The sequence below is a fragment of the Psychrobacillus sp. FSL K6-1464 genome (assembly GCF_038003145.1).
In the GTDB taxonomy this organism is placed as follows: domain Bacteria; phylum Bacillota; class Bacilli; order Bacillales_A; family Planococcaceae; genus Psychrobacillus; species Psychrobacillus psychrotolerans.
In genome coordinates, this window is the sequence record NZ_JBBOOP010000001.1 from 2,525,194 (window position 1) to 2,545,482 (window position 20,289).

General features: G+C 36.0%; 27 protein-coding genes and 1 riboswitch. Of the genes, 8 read left to right on the top strand and 19 right to left on the bottom strand.

Annotated elements, in window-relative coordinates:
• Position 1 precedes the first annotated feature (1 nt).
• Positions 2-1,186 carry an MDR family MFS transporter gene (locus tag MKX39_RS12710; RefSeq protein ID WP_340769758.1) on the bottom strand — a complete coding sequence of 395 codons (1,185 nt, stop codon included), beginning with the start codon at positions 1,184-1,186 and terminating at the stop codon, positions 2-4.
• A 121-nt stretch (positions 1,187-1,307) separates the two neighbouring features.
• On the opposite strand from MKX39_RS12710, the gene MKX39_RS12715 reads away from it, so the two are divergent.
• Positions 1,308-2,267, top strand: coding sequence for a TIGR01212 family radical SAM protein (locus MKX39_RS12715; RefSeq protein WP_340762998.1), 960 nt, complete (start codon positions 1,308-1,310; stop codon positions 2,265-2,267).
• Complete coding sequence (locus MKX39_RS12720) at positions 2,264-2,836, top strand: class I SAM-dependent methyltransferase (protein ID WP_093536804.1); 573 nt, start codon at positions 2,264-2,266, stop codon at positions 2,834-2,836. Before MKX39_RS12715 ends, MKX39_RS12720 begins: the two co-directional genes overlap by 4 nt.
• Positions 2,837-2,893: 57 nt before the next feature.
• Here MKX39_RS12720 and MKX39_RS12725 read toward each other — a convergent pair whose 3' ends face one another.
• Positions 2,894-3,361: a hypothetical protein gene (locus tag MKX39_RS12725; RefSeq protein ID WP_340762999.1), complete on the bottom strand. Its 468-nt coding sequence runs from the start codon at positions 3,359-3,361 to the stop codon at positions 2,894-2,896.
• Between the two features lie 419 nt (positions 3,362-3,780).
• On the opposite strand from MKX39_RS12725, the gene MKX39_RS12730 reads away from it, so the two are divergent.
• Positions 3,781-4,863 (top strand): type III polyketide synthase, encoded by a 1,083-nt coding sequence (locus MKX39_RS12730; protein WP_340763001.1) that lies wholly within the window; start codon positions 3,781-3,783, stop codon positions 4,861-4,863.
• Between the two features lies 1 nt (position 4,864).
• Positions 4,865-5,407: an isoprenylcysteine carboxyl methyltransferase family protein gene (locus tag MKX39_RS12735; RefSeq protein ID WP_340763002.1), complete on the top strand. Its 543-nt coding sequence runs from the start codon at positions 4,865-4,867 to the stop codon at positions 5,405-5,407.
• A gap of 16 nt (positions 5,408-5,423) precedes the next feature.
• Here the strand turns inward: MKX39_RS12735 and MKX39_RS12740 are convergent, their stop codons facing one another.
• From MKX39_RS12740 to MKX39_RS12780, 9 genes are all read right to left on the bottom strand, one after another.
• A complete protein-coding gene (locus tag MKX39_RS12740) occupies positions 5,424-6,746 on the bottom strand; it encodes an NAD-dependent malic enzyme (protein WP_340769759.1) in 1,323 nt (440 codons plus the stop codon).
• Positions 6,747-6,806: 60 nt separating this feature from the next.
• Positions 6,807-7,742, bottom strand: coding sequence for an ABC transporter permease (locus MKX39_RS12745; protein ID WP_093536799.1), 936 nt, complete (start codon positions 7,740-7,742; stop codon positions 6,807-6,809).
• Entirely contained in the window at positions 7,735-8,640 is a 906-nt protein-coding gene (locus tag MKX39_RS12750) for an ABC transporter ATP-binding protein (RefSeq protein WP_340769760.1), read from the bottom strand. Before MKX39_RS12750 ends, MKX39_RS12745 begins: the two co-directional genes overlap by 8 nt.
• A gap of 1 nt (position 8,641) precedes the next feature.
• On the bottom strand, positions 8,642-9,343 hold the full coding sequence (locus tag MKX39_RS12755; RefSeq protein WP_340769761.1) for an ABC transporter ATP-binding protein: 702 nt from the start codon (positions 9,341-9,343) through the stop codon (positions 8,642-8,644).
• A complete protein-coding gene (locus MKX39_RS12760) occupies positions 9,340-9,705 on the bottom strand; it encodes a GntR family transcriptional regulator (protein WP_093536796.1) in 366 nt (121 codons plus the stop codon). The genes MKX39_RS12755 and MKX39_RS12760 overlap by 4 nt, the downstream gene beginning before the upstream one ends.
• Complete coding sequence (locus MKX39_RS12765; RefSeq protein ID WP_340769762.1) at positions 9,702-10,469, bottom strand: hypothetical protein; 768 nt, start codon at positions 10,467-10,469, stop codon at positions 9,702-9,704. The genes MKX39_RS12760 and MKX39_RS12765 overlap by 4 nt, the downstream gene beginning before the upstream one ends.
• 180 nt (positions 10,470-10,649) lie before the next feature.
• Positions 10,650-10,982: an ArsR/SmtB family transcription factor gene (locus MKX39_RS12770; RefSeq protein WP_340769763.1), complete on the bottom strand. Its 333-nt coding sequence runs from the start codon at positions 10,980-10,982 to the stop codon at positions 10,650-10,652.
• Positions 10,982-11,404, bottom strand: a complete 423-nt coding sequence (locus tag MKX39_RS12775; protein WP_340769764.1) for an SRPBCC family protein — start codon at positions 11,402-11,404, stop codon at positions 10,982-10,984. Before MKX39_RS12775 ends, MKX39_RS12770 begins: the two co-directional genes overlap by 1 nt.
• A gap of 126 nt (positions 11,405-11,530) precedes the next feature.
• The gene (locus tag MKX39_RS12780) at positions 11,531-12,322 is read right to left on the bottom strand and encodes an alpha/beta hydrolase (RefSeq protein ID WP_340769765.1); all 792 of its coding nucleotides are present in this window, start codon (positions 12,320-12,322) and stop codon (positions 11,531-11,533) included.
• Between the two features lie 108 nt (positions 12,323-12,430).
• Here MKX39_RS12780 and MKX39_RS12785 point away from each other — a divergent pair, with 108 nt between their 5' ends.
• Positions 12,431-12,943: a gamma carbonic anhydrase gene (locus tag MKX39_RS12785; RefSeq protein ID WP_340769766.1), complete on the top strand. Its 513-nt coding sequence runs from the start codon at positions 12,431-12,433 to the stop codon at positions 12,941-12,943.
• Positions 12,944-13,103: 160 nt separating this feature from the next.
• Here MKX39_RS12785 and metK read toward each other — a convergent pair whose 3' ends face one another.
• Positions 13,104-14,300, bottom strand: a complete 1,197-nt coding sequence (gene metK / locus MKX39_RS12790) for a methionine adenosyltransferase (protein ID WP_093536790.1) — start codon at positions 14,298-14,300, stop codon at positions 13,104-13,106.
• Between the two features lie 249 nt (positions 14,301-14,549).
• Positions 14,550-14,666: riboswitch (SAM riboswitch) on the bottom strand.
• 192 nt (positions 14,667-14,858) lie between these two features.
• Here metK and pckA point away from each other — a divergent pair.
• Entirely contained in the window at positions 14,859-16,445 is a 1,587-nt protein-coding gene (pckA, locus tag MKX39_RS12795; RefSeq protein WP_340769767.1) for a phosphoenolpyruvate carboxykinase (ATP), read from the top strand.
• 128 nt (positions 16,446-16,573) lie between these two features.
• On the opposite strand, the gene MKX39_RS12800 is transcribed toward pckA, so the two are convergent.
• From MKX39_RS12800 to MKX39_RS12830, 7 genes are all read right to left on the bottom strand, one after another.
• Positions 16,574-17,023 (bottom strand): hypothetical protein, encoded by a 450-nt coding sequence (locus tag MKX39_RS12800; protein WP_245762670.1) that lies wholly within the window; start codon positions 17,021-17,023, stop codon positions 16,574-16,576.
• Positions 17,023-17,814: an alpha/beta hydrolase family protein gene (locus MKX39_RS12805; RefSeq protein WP_340769768.1), complete on the bottom strand. Its 792-nt coding sequence runs from the start codon at positions 17,812-17,814 to the stop codon at positions 17,023-17,025. Before MKX39_RS12805 ends, MKX39_RS12800 begins: the two co-directional genes overlap by 1 nt.
• On the bottom strand, positions 17,792-18,265 hold the full coding sequence (locus MKX39_RS12810; RefSeq protein ID WP_093536787.1) for an NUDIX domain-containing protein: 474 nt from the start codon (positions 18,263-18,265) through the stop codon (positions 17,792-17,794). Before MKX39_RS12810 ends, MKX39_RS12805 begins: the two co-directional genes overlap by 23 nt.
• Positions 18,266-18,350: 85 nt before the next feature.
• Positions 18,351-18,509 carry a hypothetical protein gene (locus MKX39_RS12815; RefSeq protein ID WP_340763013.1) on the bottom strand — a complete coding sequence of 53 codons (159 nt, stop codon included), beginning with the start codon at positions 18,507-18,509 and terminating at the stop codon, positions 18,351-18,353.
• A complete protein-coding gene (locus tag MKX39_RS12820; RefSeq protein WP_340769769.1) occupies positions 18,506-18,841 on the bottom strand; it encodes a transposase in 336 nt (111 codons plus the stop codon). The genes MKX39_RS12815 and MKX39_RS12820 overlap by 4 nt, the downstream gene beginning before the upstream one ends.
• Before the next feature lie 225 nt (positions 18,842-19,066).
• Positions 19,067-19,246: a YjfB family protein gene (locus MKX39_RS12825; RefSeq protein ID WP_093536785.1), complete on the bottom strand. Its 180-nt coding sequence runs from the start codon at positions 19,244-19,246 to the stop codon at positions 19,067-19,069.
• A 58-nt stretch (positions 19,247-19,304) separates the two neighbouring features.
• Complete coding sequence (locus MKX39_RS12830) at positions 19,305-19,769, bottom strand: Dps family protein (protein WP_093536784.1); 465 nt, start codon at positions 19,767-19,769, stop codon at positions 19,305-19,307.
• Positions 19,770-19,871: 102 nt separating this feature from the next.
• Between MKX39_RS12830 and MKX39_RS12835 the strand changes: the two genes are divergently transcribed.
• Positions 19,872-19,994 carry a hypothetical protein gene (locus tag MKX39_RS12835; protein ID WP_340769770.1) on the top strand — a complete coding sequence of 41 codons (123 nt, stop codon included), beginning with the start codon at positions 19,872-19,874 and terminating at the stop codon, positions 19,992-19,994.
• A 3-nt stretch (positions 19,995-19,997) separates the two neighbouring features.
• A complete protein-coding gene (gene yidD, locus MKX39_RS12840) occupies positions 19,998-20,231 on the top strand; it encodes a membrane protein insertion efficiency factor YidD (RefSeq protein WP_340769771.1) in 234 nt (77 codons plus the stop codon).
• Positions 20,232-20,289 lie beyond the last annotated feature (58 nt).

A 20,289-nucleotide genomic window follows, 5' to 3' on the forward strand; every position in this document is an offset into this window, starting at 1 on the left:
ACTAAATCACTTCCTTCTCCAGCTCTGCTTTCTTCAGTGGTCGATCATATAAAAGCGTAGGAATTATCGCTAACCCTATTAGCAAAGTTAAAACAAAGAACATGGCTTGAATACCATATACATCTACTAAAATACCTCCAGCTAACGGACCAATCATTCTTCCGATAGTAGCCATGCTATTCACTATACCTTGATAAAATCCTTCTCTCCCTTTCGGTGCTAACTGTCCAGCCAATGTTGGTACTGCTGGCCAGATAAATACCTCCCCGAGTGTCAGGATCACCATTGCAACGATAAACATTGTATAATCTTCCGCATAAGAAACAACAACAAATGACGCCATAAATATAGCTATGCCAAGAATCATTTGTGTTTTTATCTTATGCTCCAATCTATTTATAATTGGCTTTATAAGTGGCTGAGCTGCCAATATGAGTCCGCCATTTATAGTCCATAGTAAACTATATTGTTTTAATGTTATACCTAAATCCAACACATGAGTAGAAATGGTAGAAGTCCATTGTACATAAGCTACCCATGTAAACATATAACCGATAGTGACAATTAACAACGCATAAAACGGTGCTTTTTGTTTGACTTTTTTAGAACTTTTCAGTACAGAAGCATTAATATTTGGTGCAAGTCCCATTTTGCGGTAATAGACGCCTGCAACCACTAAAAATAATACATAAGTCAATAAATTTGCTAGAAAAATATTATTAATATTATGATCTGCAACCAATCCTGCCACGGCTGGACCAAGAGCCACTCCTAAATTTTGGGACAAGTATATAGCATTAAACGCCTTACGACCACCTTCGGGCCAGACACTACCTACTAACGCATACATGCTAGGGAAAATAATACCACCACTAAAACCTAAAATTGCCACAAACCATATATATTCTGGCCATCCATGCCAAAAAGTTAAAAGCACAAGAGAAATCATTGACAATATAATTCCGAACATAATAGATTTATATCCACCTATTCTGTCAAATAAGTAACCACCAAGTAAGTTACCAATAACTCCAGTTCCAGCATTAATCATTAGCACGATTCCTGCCATCGTTAGTGTTTGTCCTAAATGCTCATGCATATATATTGTATGTAATGGCCATAAAAAAGAATTTCCCATTGTATTGATAAACATTCCAATTATTAAAAACCATACTGCTTTTGGCAATTGTAACACCCCATTTCTATTGCACTCAGAATATTGTATTCCTTTTCAAATAGCACTTCAAGAAGATTAGAACAAACTTCTCAAAGTCATGTTAAAATAATCCTGTTAAGGAGTGAAGAATATGAATGAAAATAACTTTCCATTCCCTTCAGATGGGAAACGGTATTATACATGGAATCGACATTTAAGAGATAGATTTGGCATGAAGATTTTCAAAATAGCTTTAGATGCGGGGTTTGATTGTCCAAATAGAGATGGTACTGTCGCTTTTGGCGGCTGTACTTTTTGTAGTGTCGCAGGTAGTGGAGATTTCGCTGGCGATAAAGTAGATTCTATACCAGTGCAATTCGAAAAGATTAAAACAAACATGCATGAGAAATGGAAAAACGGAAAATATATAGCTTATTTCCAAGCTTATACGAATACACATGCCCCCCTCCCTGTTTTAAAAGAAAAATTTGAAGCTGCATTGGCCTTAGAAGGTGTGATAGGGATTTCTATTGCGACAAGACCTGATTGTCTACCCGATGATGTAGTTGAATACCTAGCTGAGCTCAACAAACGAACATTTTTATGGATAGAGCTTGGACTACAGACAGTTCACGAGCGAACTGCTAATTTAGTAAACCGTGCCCACGACTTCCCTACTTATATAGAAGGAGTTAATAAATTAAGAAAACATGGAATTTCTATATGTACGCATATTATAAACGGGCTACCCTTAGAAAACCGAGACATGATGATGGAAACCGCTAGAGAAGTTGCCAAACTCGATGTTCAAGGGATAAAAATACATTTACTTCATCTGTTAAAAGGAACACCAATGGTTAAACAGTATGAAAAAGGAATGTTAGAGTTCATGGAGCGTGACCCCTATATTCAGCTAGTAGCTGATCAGCTAGAAGTTTTGCCTCCTGAGATGGTCGTACAGCGTATAACTGGAGATGGTCCCATTGACTTAATGATTGGACCAATGTGGAGTGTAAATAAATGGGATGTATTAAACGGGATAGATGCGGAACTTGCTTCACGAGAAAGTTATCAAGGAAAACATTATGAAAAAAGTGGTGTAGTAAAATGAAACTAAAAAGAGTACTACCTTTTGCGAAACAATTGCTCATGTCTACGGTTGAACCAGGAGATACTGTAGTAGATGCAACTGCAGGGAATGGACACGACACCTTGTTTTTAACCGAGCTTGTTGGTGAAAATGGACATGTTTATGCTTTTGATGTCCAGGCCGAAGCTATTCAAGCAACTAGCGACAGATTAGAAGAAGCAAATAAATTAGAGCTAGCGACATTAATTCAAGATGGGCATGAAAACCTACACCTTTATATCCAGCAAGAAGTTTCAGCAGCCATATTCAATCTAGGTTATTTACCTGGAAGTGACCATGAAATTATTACTACGGGTAATTCTACATTACAGGCAATTGAATCGTTACTTCAACTTCTCAAAGTTGGTGGAATGATCGTACTAGTCGTTTATCACGGTCACCCCGGAGGTAAAGAAGAAAAAGAGGCTTTACTGAGCTATGTTCAACAATTACCTCAATCATTTGCTCATGTATTAAGCTATCAATTCTTAAACCAACAAAACAATCCACCATTTATCATTGCAATTGAAAAGATGAAAAAGTCTATATAGACTAATACAACCATAAAAAGAGCTCAAATTCAGTTATGAAATGAGCTCTTTTTATCATTAGTGCCATGTATAGTTTTTGAGTAATTTTCCACACAACACATAAAATACACGGTTTGGATAGTAAGAATTTTTCTTATTCAATAGTTCAGTAGCATTTTCCACAGCTTCCTCGAGTGTGCTAAAACTAATTAGTTTTTCAAATGAAGAATAAAGAATAAACGGTGAATCTGCATCCATCTTTAAAAATAAAAATGTATAATAATTATGCTTTTCTTCTTGATTATGCCCGGGGTTTTCAATTACTTCTAAGTCATTTTCAGGAAAGTAAGTCCATTTTTGTTCTTTTAAAATACCGATACGTTTCATCACCCAAAGATTTGTGTAACCCATATCAATTTCTTCGTACATCCGATTCTCTATATTCTTTAACTGCTCCTCGAACATTGGAAAATGTGGACTTCGATTTGTCATATATACAAAATACTTACGATTGTCTTTTTCATCGAGCAATTCTTTTTCTAACATGTATCATGCCCTCCGTTTTCAAAAATGCTGATTTTAAGCTATGCCCTTTTCTTCCCAACTGCTAAAAGAGATGCCAGATGAACCGCATACTACCCCTTATGAATATATATTCTTTTTTCCCATGTAATAATCCTTTTTAAAAAAACTATATGTAAAACTAAATCCTAATCTTGTTCCTACATAAGATATTACAGTTTATTATTAGAATATTTAGGGAAACATAATGATATTAATAATATGAGAGCTTACATAATCCTTTCCAAGCGATTCAAAATATACTTTTCTTTAGCGACCCTCTATAGCACATAGTTGCATATATAGAAGTAACAAGGGCAAGTTATTAAGAAAAGAAAATGTAATATGACATAGCTTGTGAAGTCCCTAAAGCTTAATGAGAATAAATTTAAAGGAGACACTTCATGCCGAAAATTGCTTCGATTAGTACATATAACCCTCCATATTCCTTGGAACAATCAAACATAGAGAATCTAACAAAAGAACTATTTCATGATAAGATACCCCAATTGAACAGACTATTAAAGGTGTTTGAAAATGGAGATATTCAAACTCGCCATTTTTGCGTGCCCTTAGAATGGCACCAAAGTGAACATAGCTTTGAAGAACGTAATAATTTGTATATTGAGTTAGCCACACAATATAGTGTGGAAGTAATACAGCGTTGTTTAAATAGTAATGAGTTTTTAGAAACTCCCTTGCATCCTAGTGAAATTGATGCCATATTTTTTGTTAGTAGTACTGGTATATCTACCCCGAGTATCGATGCCAGAGTCATGAATCATCTTCCCTTTTCAGATCGTATGAAACGGATTCCACTATGGGGATTAGGCTGTGCCGGTGGTGCCTCAGGGATAAGTAGAGCATTCGATTATTGTAAGGCGCATCCCACCTCAAAAGTATTAGTAGTTTGCATAGAACTTTGTAGTTTAACCTTTCAACCAAATGACTTTTCAAAGAGTAACCTAATTGGAGCTTCGCTGTTTGCAGATGGAGCCGCTTGTGCATTAGTTTGTGGAGATGAGGCAAAGCTGGCAACAACAAAATCAGTTCCTCATATTACCGCAACTGCTTCTAAATGGATGCCAGATTCTGAAGATGTAATGGGTTGGGATATCAAAAATAATGGATTGCATGTTGTATTTTCTAAAAGTATCCCTTCTATCATTTCTACATGGTTAGGACCCTTTATAGATGAATTTTTAAGTGAGCAACATATTAAGAAGGAGCAACTAGCGAACTTTGTGGCCCATCCAGGTGGAAAAAAAGTATTACAAGCATATGAGCAAACATTACAATTAACAGAAGAACATACGAATATTTCACGTGATGTATTAAAGAAGCATGGGAATATGTCGTCTCCTACGGTTCTTTATGTGCTAGAGCAGTTTATGAAGAAACAACGCTCAAATGATGAATTAGGTTTACTAGTAGCATTAGGACCTGGTTTTTGTGGGGAAGCTATTTTATTAAATTGGAGGGATTAGTTTGTTATTCTTCATCCTTATCTCACTAGTGATTATTCAGAGACTTATTGAAGTGGCTGTTGCAAAACGCAATGAAAAAAGAATGCTTGCACAAGGGGCTTATGAAGTGGGAGCATCTCATTATCCATTTATGGTTGCAATGCATGTTTGTTTTTTTATAAGTTTGATAGCAGAAGTTTTAGTATTTGAACGAGGTCTTTCTCCTTTGTTCCCAGTATTTCTGCTACTCTTTATATTTGTTCAATTGCTCCGTGTATGGTGTTTGACCTCTTTAGGATCTTTTTGGAATACAAAAATAATCATCTTACCAGATGCAAATGTTGTTAAAAGTGGTCCTTATACATTCATGCGACATCCAAACTATGTAGTTGTTTGTGTGGAGATTGTTTTATTGCCACTCATGTTCCAAGCATATTTTACGGCTATAGCTTTTACCCTTTTAAATCTGGCGATGCTCTCTGTCCGGATTCCTACAGAAGAAAAAGCTTTGCGGGAAGTCACTAACTATGAAGACAAATTTAAAAAGAAGATTTCGGCATCATAGCCGAAATCTTCTTTTCTTATTTAGTCATTTCTTTATTGGCAGCTTCTTCTACTGCTCTGGCAACTAAATGATGCAATGTTGGATCCAACGGGTTTGGAATCAGTTCACCTGGTTTAGTATGCTTAACAATTGCTAATGACGCAGCGATTAACATTGGATAAGTAATCTCTTTTGCGCCAGCATCTAAAGCTCCCTTGAAGATACCTGGGAATCCGATAACATTATTTACCGAGCGTCCGTCCGCTGCAAATGCTGCTCCTGCCGCAATTGCATCAGATGGTAAAATCTCTGGATTTGGGTTTGATAATGCTAGTATTATTTGCCCTTCTCGAACCATCTCAGCTTTAATAAGGCCAGAAACTCCAGTTGTAGCAACAATAATATCACATTTTTCCATTATCGCTTCTAATGATTCTGAAGTTTTTCCGCCGTAATTAGTTAAACGCTCTTGTGCAGCTTCTTGTCTATCTAAACCGTAAACTTCCTCTACTCCATATGCCATTAACATACGACAAATTGCTAAGCCTGCGGCACCAAGTCCAATTTGTCCGATTTTTGCATGTTTAATATCCAAGTTAGTAGCTTTACAAGCAGACAATATTGCAGCAAGTGCTACTACGGCTGTACCATGTTGGTCATCATGCATAACCGGTATGGATAGTTCTGCTTTTAATCTTTCTTCAATCTCGAAGCAATGTGGAGAGCCAATATCCTCCAGTAAAATTGCTCCAAAACCTTTGTGAATATGTTTGACTGTTTCCACAATCTCATCTGGATCGCTAGTATTTAATAATATTGGTATTCCACTTAGTCCAACAAATTGGTCTAACAGTACCGCTTTTCCTTCCATAACTGGCATCCCTGCAACAGGTCCTATATTCCCTAGACCTAAAATAGCAGTTCCATCCGTTACAATAGCAACAGAGCTACCAATGGAAGTAAAATAGTTCGCTTTTTCTGGATTGTGTAAAATCTCCATACAAACCGATGCAACACCCGGTGTGTAAATACGTTGAAGATCGCGTAGAGAACGAACATCTAGTCTGCTCTTCATCGCAATTTTACCGCCTTCATGCGCCTTTAGTACATCATCAGTTACAGCATGAATTTTCACGCCGTTATCAATCGATTCTATATTGGAAATCACTTGATCTAATTGGGTTTTTGATTTACAAGTAATAGTAATATCTCGAATAGTTGTTAACGCACCACTTTTAAGAGTAGTAATGTCCCCGATATCTCCCTCTGCCATACCGATTGCAGTTGCGACTTTAGCAAAATTACCAGGTTTTGAAGGTGTTTCTACAATAATGTTACGAATAATATGTTGGCTTTGCATGTTAAATCTCCTAACTCTATTCTCTTTTTCAACCAACAAATTATAACATAAATAGCATACCTATGCCTTGACATCTCTTTTAATAAATGTCATGAAGCTTAATGCTATAAATATTATTGCGTAAACTCCAAGGACAGCTAGTGACATAAAGAGAGTAGTTTCTTCTATAAAAAATTCTTTTCTCAGATGTTGTGTTAAGTCTGAATGTGTTAACCAGATATATTCCACTGGTATATACTTTTGCAAAAGCATAATAATCATAGGTCCCATCATTAAAAATAACATAGACAAAGCTATTGCAATAGAAGGTGAACTAAATACCGTTCCGATAAAGAATGCAAAAAGGATAGACATAGTGAAATCCCCTAGAGAATACACGTACGTTAAGAATATATCTTTCATCGTATTTGTCTGTTGCACTACCCCATCAACAATAGTCAAATCAACCCCAGTAGCTGTTCCAAATAAGATAAATCCAATTACAGTTGTAAGAACAATTGTCACTAATATTAAAGTAAATCCAAATAAGAATATCGTTATTAGTTTAGATGTTAATACTTTAAAACGACTAACCGGTCTTGTTAAAAGCATCTTAATCGTACCATCTGTAAATTCCTGCGATACAATCGACGCGCCTGGAATCACAGTCAATAATGTTATTAGCACCATTATAGATGCCCCAAATGCCATATTCCCCTCCATACTTTGGTTCACTTGAGGTGCTGCGTTGTTGTCTAAGCGATACTGCGCCATTTCTTTTTGTTCCTCATACATTTGAATGGACCATTCATCTAAATCTGGAGTTTGAAGCTGTGTATTAGCGTCTGTAATCATAGCTTGTTGTTCCTGTTTCCAATCTGAGTCATTCACTTCTTCCATAAATACTTTATCTAACACACCAACACCGATAATAACTAATAGTAAAATAACTAAAATTGCCCATGTGCCTTTTTTATGCCATAACTTCATCCATTCATTCTGTATCAAATTAAACAATTTGACCGCCTCCTGTCATTTGAAGGAATTGCTCTTCAAGTGTTTCATGCACGGCTGAAACAGCAAATATTTGAACCTGTTGTGCAACTAATTCATTGATAAGATCAGGTACCTTATCCTCTTTTAACTCAAGTAAAAATACCCCTTCTTGCGTTGTAAATACATAGTCATTTGAACTTAGATAGTTTTCTACCAATTCGAATGGCTCAGCCTTAAGCTTCATACGTGCCTTTTCATCGCTTTGAATCATCCGTTCATCTATCAGCTTACCATTTTGAATAACAGCAACCCTATCACACATTAACTCTATTTCTGATAAAAGATGACTAGAGACGAATATAGAAACGTTATTTTCCACGGCTATTTTTCGAAGATACGTCCGGAACTCTCGAATTCCTGCAGGATCTAAACCGTTTGTTGGCTCGTCTAGTATTAAGAATTTAGGATCATGCAGTAGTGCTTGTGCTAATCCTAATCGCTGCCGCATCCCCAATGAATACGTCGATACTTTCTCATTAATACGCTTTGTTAAACCTACTTGTTTAACTACTTCATCAATTCGTTCTTTTGAGACATCTTTGTGCATTCGAGAGAAATGAATTAAGTTCTTGTATCCCGACATATATTTGTACATTTCCGGATTTTCTACAATTACCCCTACATTCGAAATTGCCTTTTCGTAATCATCTGCTATAGATGCACCCTCAATTGTAATTGTTCCACTAGTTAGACGCATAAGACCTGTCATTAAACGAACAGTTGTTGTTTTACCAGCCCCATTCGGTCCTAAAAATCCAGTAATTTGTCCTGGAAATAACTCTAGTGACAGATTATCAATAAGTGTTTTTCCTTTAATAATCTTCGTAACATTTTTTAATTCAACAATTGGTTTTGTCACTTCAATTCACCTTCTCTTTCGTTACATATTTCATCCAGCTCACTGCATCCTGATTGGTTTCAAAACGGATTGTTTCTAAATTATCCTGGGCAATTACTTTTCCTTGCTTTAAGACGATTAGTTGATCGAGTATAGGCTCGACTTCATGTAATTCGTGCGTTGATAAAATGATGGATTGCTCCTCCATATTTGTATAGCGAATGAGTCCCTTTATCAATGATTCACGTACAATTGGATCCAACCCAGAAAATGGTTCATCCATTACATAGTAGGCAGTATTTCTACCAAGTGTGGCTGCCATTTTTGCCCTACCACGATTTCCTTTGGACAGCTTTTTCAATTTCACATCTACATCTACTTCTAAAAAATTGGCTACTTCTAATGCCTTATGAATAGAAAAATCCGAAAACTGAGATGCATAGAATGTGAAAAGCTCCTTAGTTGTATAAAAGCTATAAAACAAATCCATATCAGGTAAATACGCTATGTCAGCTGCATGTCTCCTAGATAAGGACTCATTGTAAAGAGAAATAGTTCCTTTTCTTGGTCTTTGTATACCAGCAATTATTTTCAGCAGAGTAGATTTCCCACTGCCATTCTCCCCAGCTATACCTATTATCTGCCCGATTGGAAAAGAAAGTGATATATCCTTTAGTACTTCCTGTCTTTGGTAGTTATACGAGACATGTTGAAGTTGAATCATTTACTCTCTTCCTTTCTTTGCAAAATTTGAATGATTTCTTCTTTTGAAAAACCAAACGCTGCAATAGACTGAATAAATTGAGTGACCAATTCAACTTTCATATCCTCTCGCAAATGCTGAATTCGCCCTTCCTCTGTTGTAATGAAGGTACCTTGACCGCGCTTAGTATCTGTTAGCCCCATCATCTCAAGCTCCTTATATACACGTTGTACAGTGTTGACATTAACACCAACCTCCAATGAGTATTCTCGAACAGATAGCATTTTGTCACCAGGCTGTAAATTTCCTTTTAAAATATCCCCACAGATTATATCTACGAGTTGGCTATAAATAGGTTTGTCACGAGTGAAATGCTGTGTCATCTCGTTACCACCTTCTCCAACCATTTACAAATGAACCAAAATAACAGAATAAAGATAATCCACATAAAAATTTCTTCTACTATATAAATTGAACCTATATCCAGGGTAAAATCACTTGTAGCAGACTCTGGTAAGTAAGTACCTAAAAATTTTAAAGATACTTCACCTTGCATTAATAACTTATCAATAGAAAGAAAACTAAGTACTTTTGGTAAAAAAATAACAACTAACAAGAAAACCACTAAAGACAGAATTACAGAAAATTTACCAATCCAGTATTTACCTTCTACATACAATGTCCAAAATAATAGCCAAATAATAGTTAAAATAATACCCGCTATTAGCAATACAACTAGCAATAAAATTTGAAGATAAAGCATCTGAGCAAAGCTACCAATTATCATATCGGACAAGAAATAGATGCCAGCTGTCGTAATGAATATATTTCCAATAAAATATATTCCTAGGCTAAACAAAATTTTCGCACCAATCAACGTGTGCATTGAATTTGGATTATGTAACCACGTATCTTTTTTTCCATTGTCCGTATTTAGCGAGTTATTAAACTGGACTAGGAGATTTACAATACTAAAACCAAGCATTATAAACAGCAATCCCATTCTAATTTCCTGTATGCTTGGAACAGATGCTAGATATTTCTCCAATAATATCGGAAGAATGAAAACAACACCCAAACTCATTACAGCTGAACCAAGTAGCCACGACTTGTACAGAGCCCATTCCTTTAATAATAATCCCTTCAATTTTTCATCTCCTTTATTAACAGTATATTAGTGTATTAGTTATATAGTACACTAATACTATATAATGGAATATTCTTATTTTCAAGTGTTTTAATTAAATTGTCAGAAAGAGCACAAAAAAGTTAGTTGCTTATATACAATGAAACCCCGTCATTATAATTGACGGGGTTGTTTTTTCTTTTATTTATCTTCGTTTTCATTTTCAACTAAGAACTTTAATTTAGAAAGTTTGTTATGCCAGAATTGTTCATAGTAGTCCAACCACTGCTTCACTTCCGTCAATGGCTCCAGCTTTAAATGATACACTTTTTCTCTGCCTAACTTTTGACCTGTGACTAGACCGGCTTCCGTTAGAACTTTTAGATGTTTAACAATTGCTGTTCTGCTCATATCATAATTAGAAGTAATTTCAGCAATGGATCTCTCTTTACTTGCTAATAGTCGAAGGACGTCTCTCCTCGTTGGATCAGCAATAGCTTGAAAAACATCTACTTTTTTGAGCAATTCACTCATTAAGATTCAACTACTTGTTTAAATTTATTTTGTACAATTCCATTCCAACCTTGCGCCATTGTATCACGAACATCAGCATTCGACTTTTTAGCTTTCGGTACAATAGAGTCTGCTTCCTTCCATCCACCATGAATCAATGTGAATTCAGTTTGAGAACCAATTTCTTTCAAAAGAAAAGTTATAATCCAACCATCTGTATCCCATTGAAAAGAAAGTTTATGTGGTTCGTCTATTTCAAGTACCTTACAAGGGGATGGCCCAAATGGTGATTGGATAGTAAATTCAAATCCAACTCGAGCTTGAAAATCATTGGACATAAACCAAGCTGAAATTCCTTCCGCAGTGGAGACATAGTTCCATACTTTTTGAATTGGTGCTTCTACTAAAACTGTTTGCGTTATATCAGGTAAATTATTTTTCACTTTTAAATTTCTCCTTTACTACATAAATGTGAAACCCTTAGGTGTCATATTATATATAACCAAAAGGTGTTATGTCAATTCGCACAAAAACTCCCCTCTACAATTTAGTAGAAGAGAGTTTTAGTTTTAAACAATATAGCCTATATCCGTTAACACATTATTAATAAATGACTGAGAGTAAGTAAAGATTTCTTCTCGTTCTGGTTCGTGATAGAGGTCCTGAAAACAATTTTTCCATTCTTTATATTGATATTCAGAAAGTTCCTGCCTCTTCAACCATCTTGCCACAGCATTTGTCTCCGTAATCTTATCTCGTTCACCAGTCATAACGAGAATTGGTTTATTTGGAATAGAGATTTCCGATTGATTTACTGTTTTTAGGAGTATTTGAAGCTCCTTGTACCATTCTGTTGAAATAAAGGTACTATAAGTAGGATCAGATACAAATTGTTGAATTACCTCATAATTTCTCGTTAACTCATTTAATTGAATATCATGATTGATTTTCTGCGGTATGGACAACTTGGCTAGTGTATTGGTCCATTTGGATGGGAGTTTTTGAAGTTGGAGCCATGGAGATGTCAATATTACTCCCGCATATTCAATATCTAGTTTTCGTAAAACTTTAATAAGTAAGGTTGCTCCAAGGCCATGCCCCATTAAAAATATAGGTAGGTCGTATGTAACTGCCACTTGCATCGCTTGTTTAATGTAGTTCTTATATAGTTCGAAGGATTCGTCATGAATATTTTTTGATTTTTTTAATTCTCCATGACCGGGCAAGTCACCCATAACGATATGATAGTTGGAGCTTCTCAACTTTTCGATTAACCAAGCATATCTTCTATGATGTTCATATGCACTATGAACAATAACTATTACGGCTTTAGGCTTTCCTTCTGTTTCCCATTTCCACATATAAACAAACCTCTTTTCTTCCTAGCATTTCCACGGTATATATTTTCATTCAAACTGTATGTCTGTTACCATTAATTATAATCTATTTTCAAAAGGAGCGTATGTTAAATGATTTATCCATATAAAGGGAAAACACCAATTATAGACGACTCTGCTTTTATAGCTGATTATGTCACAATAACAGGTGATGTGACAATCGGTCCAGAGACTACAATTTGGTTTAATACGGTAATTAGAGGGGATGTTGCTCCTACTATTATTGGAGGTAAAGTTAGTATACAAGATTTAAGTTGTCTGCATCAAAGTCCAAATAATCCACTCATCATAGAAGACGAAGTAACTATTGGACATCAAGTCACTTTACATAGTTGCACAATACGTAAAGGTGCACTAATAGGGATGGGATCCATTATTTTAGATGGAGCTGAAATTGGAGAGGGTGCATTCATCGGAGCAGGTAGTCTAGTACCTCCTGGCAAGAAGATACCTCCCAATTCTTTGGCACTAGGAAGCCCTGCAAAAGTCGTTCGTGAGCTAAACGATGAAGATAAGGCCGATGTCCAAAGAATTATCCGAGAATATGTAGAAAAAGGACAATACTATAAATCCCTTCAAAAATAACATTTGTTATTGATTATTTGTCTTGATTATCGATTAATAACTTTCAACGATCGATTTTATGACTCAATCGATCGATTATCAGCATCCATTGATCGATTCTTATTATATTCCCCATGAAAAAAGGCTTTCCCTTATAGGAAAGCCTTTTTTGTTCATACTATTATAATCCAGCCATTTGTTTTAATTGTGCAGCTTTATCTGTTTTTTCCCATGGCACATCAATGTCTGTACGACCAAAGTGACCATAAGCAGCAGTTTGTTTGTATATTGGACGGCGTAGATCTAGCATTTTAATAATTCCTGCTGGACGAAGGTCGAATAGTTCACGAATATATGAAACTAATTTCACTTCTTCTACTTTTCCAGTACCAAAAGTTTCTACAGCAATGGAAACAGGTTTAGCTACACCAATTGCATAAGCAAGTTGTACTTCACAACGATCAGCAAGACCAGCGGCAACAATATTTTTAGCAACATAGCGTGCAGCGTATGCAGCAGAACGGTCTACTTTTGTTGGATCTTTACCAGAGAATGCTCCCCCACCATGACGAGCGTATCCACCGTAAGTATCTACGATAATTTTACGTCCTGTTAAACCAGCATCTCCTTGTGGTCCACCAATTACAAAGCGTCCAGTTGGATTGATAAAGTATTTTGTATTTTCATCTATTAAATTTGTAGGAACAATCGGATTGATCACTACTTCTTTAATATCTTTTTGAATTTGTTCTAACGTAATTTCCGGATGGTGTTGAGTAGATATAACTATTGTATCGATATGAACCGGATTATTGTTCTCATCATACTCTACAGTTACTTGTGTTTTCCCATCTGGACGAAGATAATCTAAAGTTTCATCTTTACGGACTTGTGCCAATCGATGAGCTAGTTTATGCGCTAAACTAATTGGTAACGGCATAAGCTCTGGAGTTTCATTACAAGCATAACCAAACATTAAGCCTTGGTCTCCTGCTCCAATTGCATCTATATCAGAATCGCTCATAGATCCTTCTCTTGCTTCTAACGCTTGATCTACACCCTGCGCAATGTCAGGTGATTGTTCATCAATAGAAGTTAGCACAGCAGAAGTTTCTGAGTCAAAACCATACTTCGCACGTGTATAACCAATTTCTTTAATAGTAGAACGAACTACTTTTGGAATATCTACATAAGTAGATGTAGTAATTTCTCCAGCAACTAATACTAACCCTGTTGTTACACTCGTTTCACAAGCTACACGAGCATTTGGGTCTTCTGCTAGAATTGCATCTAGAATTGCATCAGAGATTTGATCACAAATTTTATCTGGATGTCCCTCTGTCACTGATTCTGACGTAAATAATCGACGTTGTGTCATAGATTGTTCCTCCTATATCCCGCGAGATTTCTCTCAAGAATTGATACGGTACTCATTCCCATGTCAAGCCATTCAAAATGTTTCATGCATTTTCTTCACATAATAGTACATGTAAGTTAAATGCATTGAAGTTAACTTGAAGCCGTTTCGGACTTGGCACACAAGGATAAAGGGCGATGTTCAATAAAAAAACCTCTCACTCACGTAAATATACATGAGGAAAGGTATTAGTATCATAAGCACCTTTCACTCTTATCAATCAAGGAATTTCACCTTGTCTCAGGTTTGGCACCTTTGTAATAATGAAAATACTACAGGTTGCCGGGTTTCATAGGGCCTGACCCCTCCACCAGCTCGGGATAAGAGTATCCGTTCAATTTATCATCATACGTAAGTATGTATAAGATGTCAACTATTTTTGTTTGTATTTTATACACAAAAGAAAAAATTAAAAGTGAATAGTATAGACTAATGAACCTAATGTGTTATACTAATTCACATATCTAGAAAACTTCCTCTTTTGAAGAGGAAATATAAAAAAAGGATGGTATATTCAAAATGAATTCAATCGAAACAGTGAGTGAACTGAAAGCATTGTTAGCAGGAAATAACGTTAGCAGCCAATTGTCAGTGCCACAACTTGTGGAAAAAGCTACAACAAGAGGAGAAGCAGTACTAACTTCTACTGGTGCAGTTAAAGCTGAAACAGGAAAATATACTGGCCGTTCTCCCCAAGATAAGTATATAGTAGATGAAGCTATTTCTAAAGACAAAATCGATTGGGGCTCAGTAAACCAACCAATTTCTTCTGACATTTTCGATGCATTATATAAAAAAATGATTAACTTCTTAAACAAACAAGATGAAATATTCGAGTTTAAAGGATATGCAGGAGCAGACAAAGAATCACGTTTAGGTATTCAAATTATTAACGAATACGCTTGGCATAACCTTTTCGCTCATCAGCTATTCATACGACCAACACAAGAAGAACTTGCTACTCATACGACTGATTTCACTATTCTATCTGCTCCTAACTTTAAAGCAGATCCAGCGGTAGACGGTACTCACTCAGAGACTTTTATCATCGTATCTATGGAAAAACGCACAGTGCTAATCGGTGGAACTGAGTATGCTGGCGAGATGAAGAAATCTATTTTCTCTATTATGAACTACTTACTACCAGAACAGGACATTTTACCAATGCACTGCTCTGCAAACGTTGGGGATGATGGAGACGTTACATTATTCTTCGGATTATCAGGAACAGGGAAAACTACCCTTTCAGCAGATGCTGGTCGCAAATTAATCGGAGACGATGAGCACGGTTGGTCGGATAACGGTGTGTTCAATATCGAAGGTGGCTGTTACGCAAAATGTATCGACCTAACTCGTGAAAATGAACCACAAATTTGGGACGCGATCTCATTCGGCACGGTCCTAGAAAACGTAGTAGTAGATGCAGAAACTCGCGTAGCTAACTATGCAGATAACTCATTAACCGAAAATACACGTGCTGCATACCCAATTCAATATATCGATAATATTGTAGACCCTTCTGTAGCAGGTCACCCAAATACAATTATTTTCTTAACCGCGGACGCTTTTGGCGTATTGCCTCCGATTAGTAAACTAACGAAAGAACAAGCAATGTACCATTTCTTAAGTGGCTTTACTTCTAAACTTGCTGGAACTGAACGTGGAGTTACATCGCCACAACCGGTATTCTCGACTTGCTTCGGTTCTCCTTTCTTACCATTACATGCAACAGTGTATGCAGAAATGCTAGGCAAGAAGATTGACGAGCACGGTGCACAAGTGTTCTTAGTAAACACTGGTTGGACTGGCGGAGAATACGGTGTTGGTAACCGTATGAAGCTTTCATACACACGTACAATGGTTCGTGCTGCTATTGATGGCAAATTAAACAATACTGATACGGAAACAGATACAGTATTCGGATTAGCTATTCCTAAAGTAGTAGAAGGCGTACCTTCTGAAGTCCTTATCCCTCGTAATGCATGGGCAGACAAAGCAGCATATGACCAAAAAGCCGCTGATTTAGCTCAGTCTTTCCGTGATAACTTTAAAAAGTTTGGTACAGTTTCTGAAGATATTTCTGTTAAAGGTGGACCATTAGCTTAATAGAGTAAACATAAAAGAGCCAAATTCTTATGAATTTGGCTCTTTTTTTATATTTGTGCTTTTATTTACTAGAAAGAATAATAAGTATATTTTATTGCAAAGGATGGTTAAGTCAAATTAGCATTATTCTAGTCACCATTAGTCTCATGATATTCACTATCCGTTATTTTAGGAAATATTTCTACAAACTTTTCGGCTTCCTCTTCATTAACTTTATATAGAATAATTTCAGAACCATAATGACCTATTTCCATCTGTTCAACCCCATCTTCTTGAAAGAACATTGTATACCACTTTAAACCACCTTTTGGATCAACAGAATAATTTCTAAAATAGAGTCTATTTTCATCCGTTAGATTAATAGTAATCACTTTCATCAATCCTTCTGTCTGAACGGAAACAGCTCGAGAGTTTAACTCTTCTAACACTTCTAGTTCTTCCAACCAACAATGAATCACTACTTCTTGGAACTCGTTTGTATATTGATCCCACAAATCCTCCCAAAAACTCGTATCTATGGGAAACGAAGATTTCCCCTCTACACTCATTGCCTCAGTTGTTACTACAACATTACCCACTATAAAACCCCTCTCTGATTTTTCATCCAATGACATGCATCTTTTACTACACGTCTATTTATTTTGCTCGGAAAAAAATGTGTGAATTCTGGATAGTACCAGGTTTCAACTGGTATACTATTCCCTACTAATGCATGCTCTAAAACCTTTGCATGCTCAAAAGAGACATTTTTATCTTGTTCACCGTGAATTATAAGCGTGGATGTCTTCATTTCCTTTATAAGAGGTAATACATCTCGCTCTTCGTATCCCACTGGATATTTGCTTGGAGTACCACCAATGACTCGTTTCATCATCTTTCTCATATCTAATCTTTCTTCATATGTTAGATATATATCGGACACACCCGCCCACGTAACTAAAGAGGTAATATCATTACGTAGAATAGCAATCCATAATGCCATGATTCCACCACGAGAAAATGCAAATAGGTGAATCCGTTCTGCAAGGCAATATTGCTTAAGTATATCTACTCCGTAGATAGCATCCCAACGATCTTCTCCAGCGAATTCATCTTTTCCTTCACCACCACGATTGCCGCGATAATATGGCGCAAATACGATAAAACCTTCAGAAGCAATTTGTGCGATTCGGGCGGGTCGAACCATACCAATACTTTGCATACCACCACGACAATATAAAATACCTTCATAGTCTCCTACTTCTTTTGGTGACGCTAGCATCCCTTTGACACATAGTCCACAGGACCAATATGTAATTTCTCTTAATACAATATGAGGATTGGGCGATGGATAAACTCGAACTTTTTCAATCGTTCCATTTGCTTTCAATTTCTTTCACCTTCTTTAAAATGGCTTTCATTCCATCATCTTTCATATGGAAGCTCAAATAATTACTTTGTGTAAGTTCTTCTGAAGATAACCAAAAGGCTCCTTCTGTTTCAAAGTTTGTCTTCTCTTTATTAATATACCCAACTTCCGCTACATAAACAGTTTTACAAAAAGGGATATTATCTATTACCATATATTCTGCAAGCCATGCTAACTCCACTATATCCACATTTGTTTCTTCTTTTGTTTCTCTAATTGCTGCTTCAACTAAAGTCTCTCCCTGCTCTAACTTACCACCAGGAAACTCTAAACCCCTTTTAGGATGCTTCGTCACCAACCATTTGCCTTTATATTTTGCTACGACTAGTACATGTTCAGATGGGATTGCAAAGCTACCTTGCTCAAAAGATAACAATACATCATAACCATTTAAATCTTGGAAAGAAATCATATCCTGACTCCCTTTGTTTTCTTTCAATTTTAGCATATGTATATAAAAAACTTAGCCCATGGAGGGCTAAGTCTAAAAGTAACTATTATTTTGGGGGTCCCATTTTATAATCTTCATTTCCTTCTTCTCTATTTTGTGCAATATTCTGCTTGGATTTGTCTTGAGGGGATAGGTTGAGTAAGGAACTAACATTTCGATAAGTTACTGGATTTTCATTACCTTTTCTATTTAAATTTTTACTCATAATTGAATCTCCTTTCGTCTTTGAAAATAAGGTAGCTGTTCGATAAATTGTTTAGAGTCATCTGAAGTGAATTCATGAATCCATGCATACACTTTCTTAAGTCTTCTATCATATTGATCATTTTCCCCATCCACATGATATGGCTTTACTAATTGTGGTTCATGAGCCCGTAGAAAGTTTCTGCTTTGCACTGACTTCAGCTGATAGAAAAGCTTTTCAAATACTTTTATTTCATTTCTGGTAGCTGTTACTTCATATTCCCACTGAGATTCTTCAGGATAAGCATATACTTGCTGACTTTTAACGGAGATATACACTTTGTACAAGGTCATTTTCACACATCCTTTTATAGAAGTTTGTGCAAAAATCAAAAAAACATGCACCACTAGGGCACATGTTTTTTAAGCAAGAGGATATACTTTTTAATCATCATCTGTCTAGGCTACAGCGCCTAGCCCCTCGAGTCGTTTCAGATTGTCAGATAAAGGCAAAAAACGCCTTTACTGTCATTCCTCCAACGCTTTTCGAGGCTAACATAGGCGCTTTCGCTTTTCTTATTAAGCTTGAATATCTACAACGGTTCCTTTATGAGGATGTGTTGCAGCTGATTGAGACATGCCTTCCAACATTCCTATTGCTGCTACAGTTTCCATGTTCATAGCATTTCGCAAAACACTCATTTGCACGGTCTGTTGCAATTGTAGTAAGTTAGATGACATTATGGAGTTTATATCCAAAGAAATCCCTCCCTAACAAGCTTTATATCGGTAAATTCAAATTATTATTAAATAAATATTATTTTTTAGCAGTGTTAGCGTTAGTATCTCCTAAAAATGCATTTAACATCCACTGATGTTTTTCAGTTTTTTGGTAAATTGCATTTAATACATCTTCTGTCATATCATCTTCATCTTTGGCTGCTTCTTCCATCCCTTTTTTAAGAGATTTCATAATTTTATCAAAATCATCTACAACCGTTTGTACCATATCGTCAGCCGACTCTTTACTCGAAGCTTCTTTTACTTCTGAAAGCTCCAAATGTTCTTTTAAAGTTGCTGTAGGTTTACCACCAAGTGTTAATAAACGTTCAGCAATTTCATCCATATTAAGTGTAGCTTCGTTATATAATTCTTCAAATTTAGCATGTAAAGTAAAAAATGACGGACCCTTTACATACCAATGAAAATTATGTAATTTAGTGTACATAACTGACCATGTTGCTACTTGTTTGTTTAGTTCTTTGTTTAATGCTGCTGACATAAAATTGTCACTCTCCCTTTAATAATAGTTGCTTTCTCTTTTAATATACCTCTAACTCTCATACAATAAACATAACGATAAGTTTAATTGGAGTGAATAAAAATGGTATTTTGGATATTAGGTGCTGCAATATTATTAAGTATTTTTGGCTTTACCTTTTTGTACAAATTAGCTATGAATGAGAAACCTTCGAAAATTGATCCTCAACCAAAGGATGCTGATTAATACATGAAGCATATTATAATATCTATTTTTCGTTTTTATCAAAAGTTTATTTCCCCACTGTCTCCACCTAGTTGTCGCTTTTATCCAACCTGCTCTCATTATGGAGTTGAAGCACTTCAAAAACACGGAGCAATTAAAGGGAGTATTTTAACTGTAAAGAGAATATCGAAGTGCCATCCTTTTCATGAAGGTGGCATTGATCCCGTTCATGATGAATGGCCTTTGAAGAAAAAATAAACAAAGGCTATTTTTTCTTGCATTTTTTCCGAAAGTCCTGTAATCTAATGAAGTTATC

What these genes read in the sequence shown, in the direction of transcription:
- MKX39_RS12715 (WP_340762998.1), top strand. Translation starts at nt 1,308, where the DNA reads ATGAATGAAAATAACTTTCCATTCCCTTCAGATGGGAAACGGTATTAT.
- MKX39_RS12720 (WP_093536804.1), top strand. Translation starts at nt 2,264, where the DNA reads ATGAAACTAAAAAGAGTACTACCTTTTGCGAAACAATTGCTCATGTCT.
- MKX39_RS12725 (WP_340762999.1), bottom strand. Translation starts at nt 3,361, where the DNA reads ATGTTAGAAAAAGAATTGCTCGATGAAAAAGACAATCGTAAGTATTTT.
- MKX39_RS12730 (WP_340763001.1), top strand. Translation starts at nt 3,781, where the DNA reads ATGCCGAAAATTGCTTCGATTAGTACATATAACCCTCCATATTCCTTG.
- MKX39_RS12740 (WP_340769759.1), bottom strand. Translation starts at nt 6,746, where the DNA reads ATGCAAAGCCAACATATTATTCGTAACATTATTGTAGAAACACCTTCA.
- MKX39_RS12755 (WP_340769761.1), bottom strand. Translation starts at nt 9,343, where the DNA reads ATGATTCAACTTCAACATGTCTCGTATAACTACCAAAGACAGGAAGTA.
- MKX39_RS12760 (WP_093536796.1), bottom strand. Translation starts at nt 9,705, where the DNA reads ATGACACAGCATTTCACTCGTGACAAACCTATTTATAGCCAACTCGTA.
- MKX39_RS12770 (WP_340769763.1), bottom strand. Translation starts at nt 10,982, where the DNA reads ATGAGTGAATTGCTCAAAAAAGTAGATGTTTTTCAAGCTATTGCTGAT.
- MKX39_RS12780 (WP_340769765.1), bottom strand. Translation starts at nt 12,322, where the DNA reads ATGTGGAAATGGGAAACAGAAGGAAAGCCTAAAGCCGTAATAGTTATT.
- MKX39_RS12785 (WP_340769766.1), top strand. Translation starts at nt 12,431, where the DNA reads ATGATTTATCCATATAAAGGGAAAACACCAATTATAGACGACTCTGCT.
- metK (WP_093536790.1), bottom strand. Translation starts at nt 14,300, where the DNA reads ATGACACAACGTCGATTATTTACGTCAGAATCAGTGACAGAGGGACAT.
- pckA (WP_340769767.1), top strand. Translation starts at nt 14,859, where the DNA reads ATGAATTCAATCGAAACAGTGAGTGAACTGAAAGCATTGTTAGCAGGA.
- MKX39_RS12810 (WP_093536787.1), bottom strand. Translation starts at nt 18,265, where the DNA reads ATGATTTCTTTCCAAGATTTAAATGGTTATGATGTATTGTTATCTTTT.
- MKX39_RS12815 (WP_340763013.1), bottom strand. Translation starts at nt 18,509, where the DNA reads ATGAGTAAAAATTTAAATAGAAAAGGTAATGAAAATCCAGTAACTTAT.
- MKX39_RS12820 (WP_340769769.1), bottom strand. Translation starts at nt 18,841, where the DNA reads ATGACCTTGTACAAAGTGTATATCTCCGTTAAAAGTCAGCAAGTATAT.
- MKX39_RS12830 (WP_093536784.1), bottom strand. Translation starts at nt 19,769, where the DNA reads ATGTCAGCAGCATTAAACAAAGAACTAAACAAACAAGTAGCAACATGG.
- MKX39_RS12835 (WP_340769770.1), top strand. Translation starts at nt 19,872, where the DNA reads ATGGTATTTTGGATATTAGGTGCTGCAATATTATTAAGTATTTTTGGC.
- yidD (WP_340769771.1), top strand. Translation starts at nt 19,998, where the DNA reads ATGAAGCATATTATAATATCTATTTTTCGTTTTTATCAAAAGTTTATT.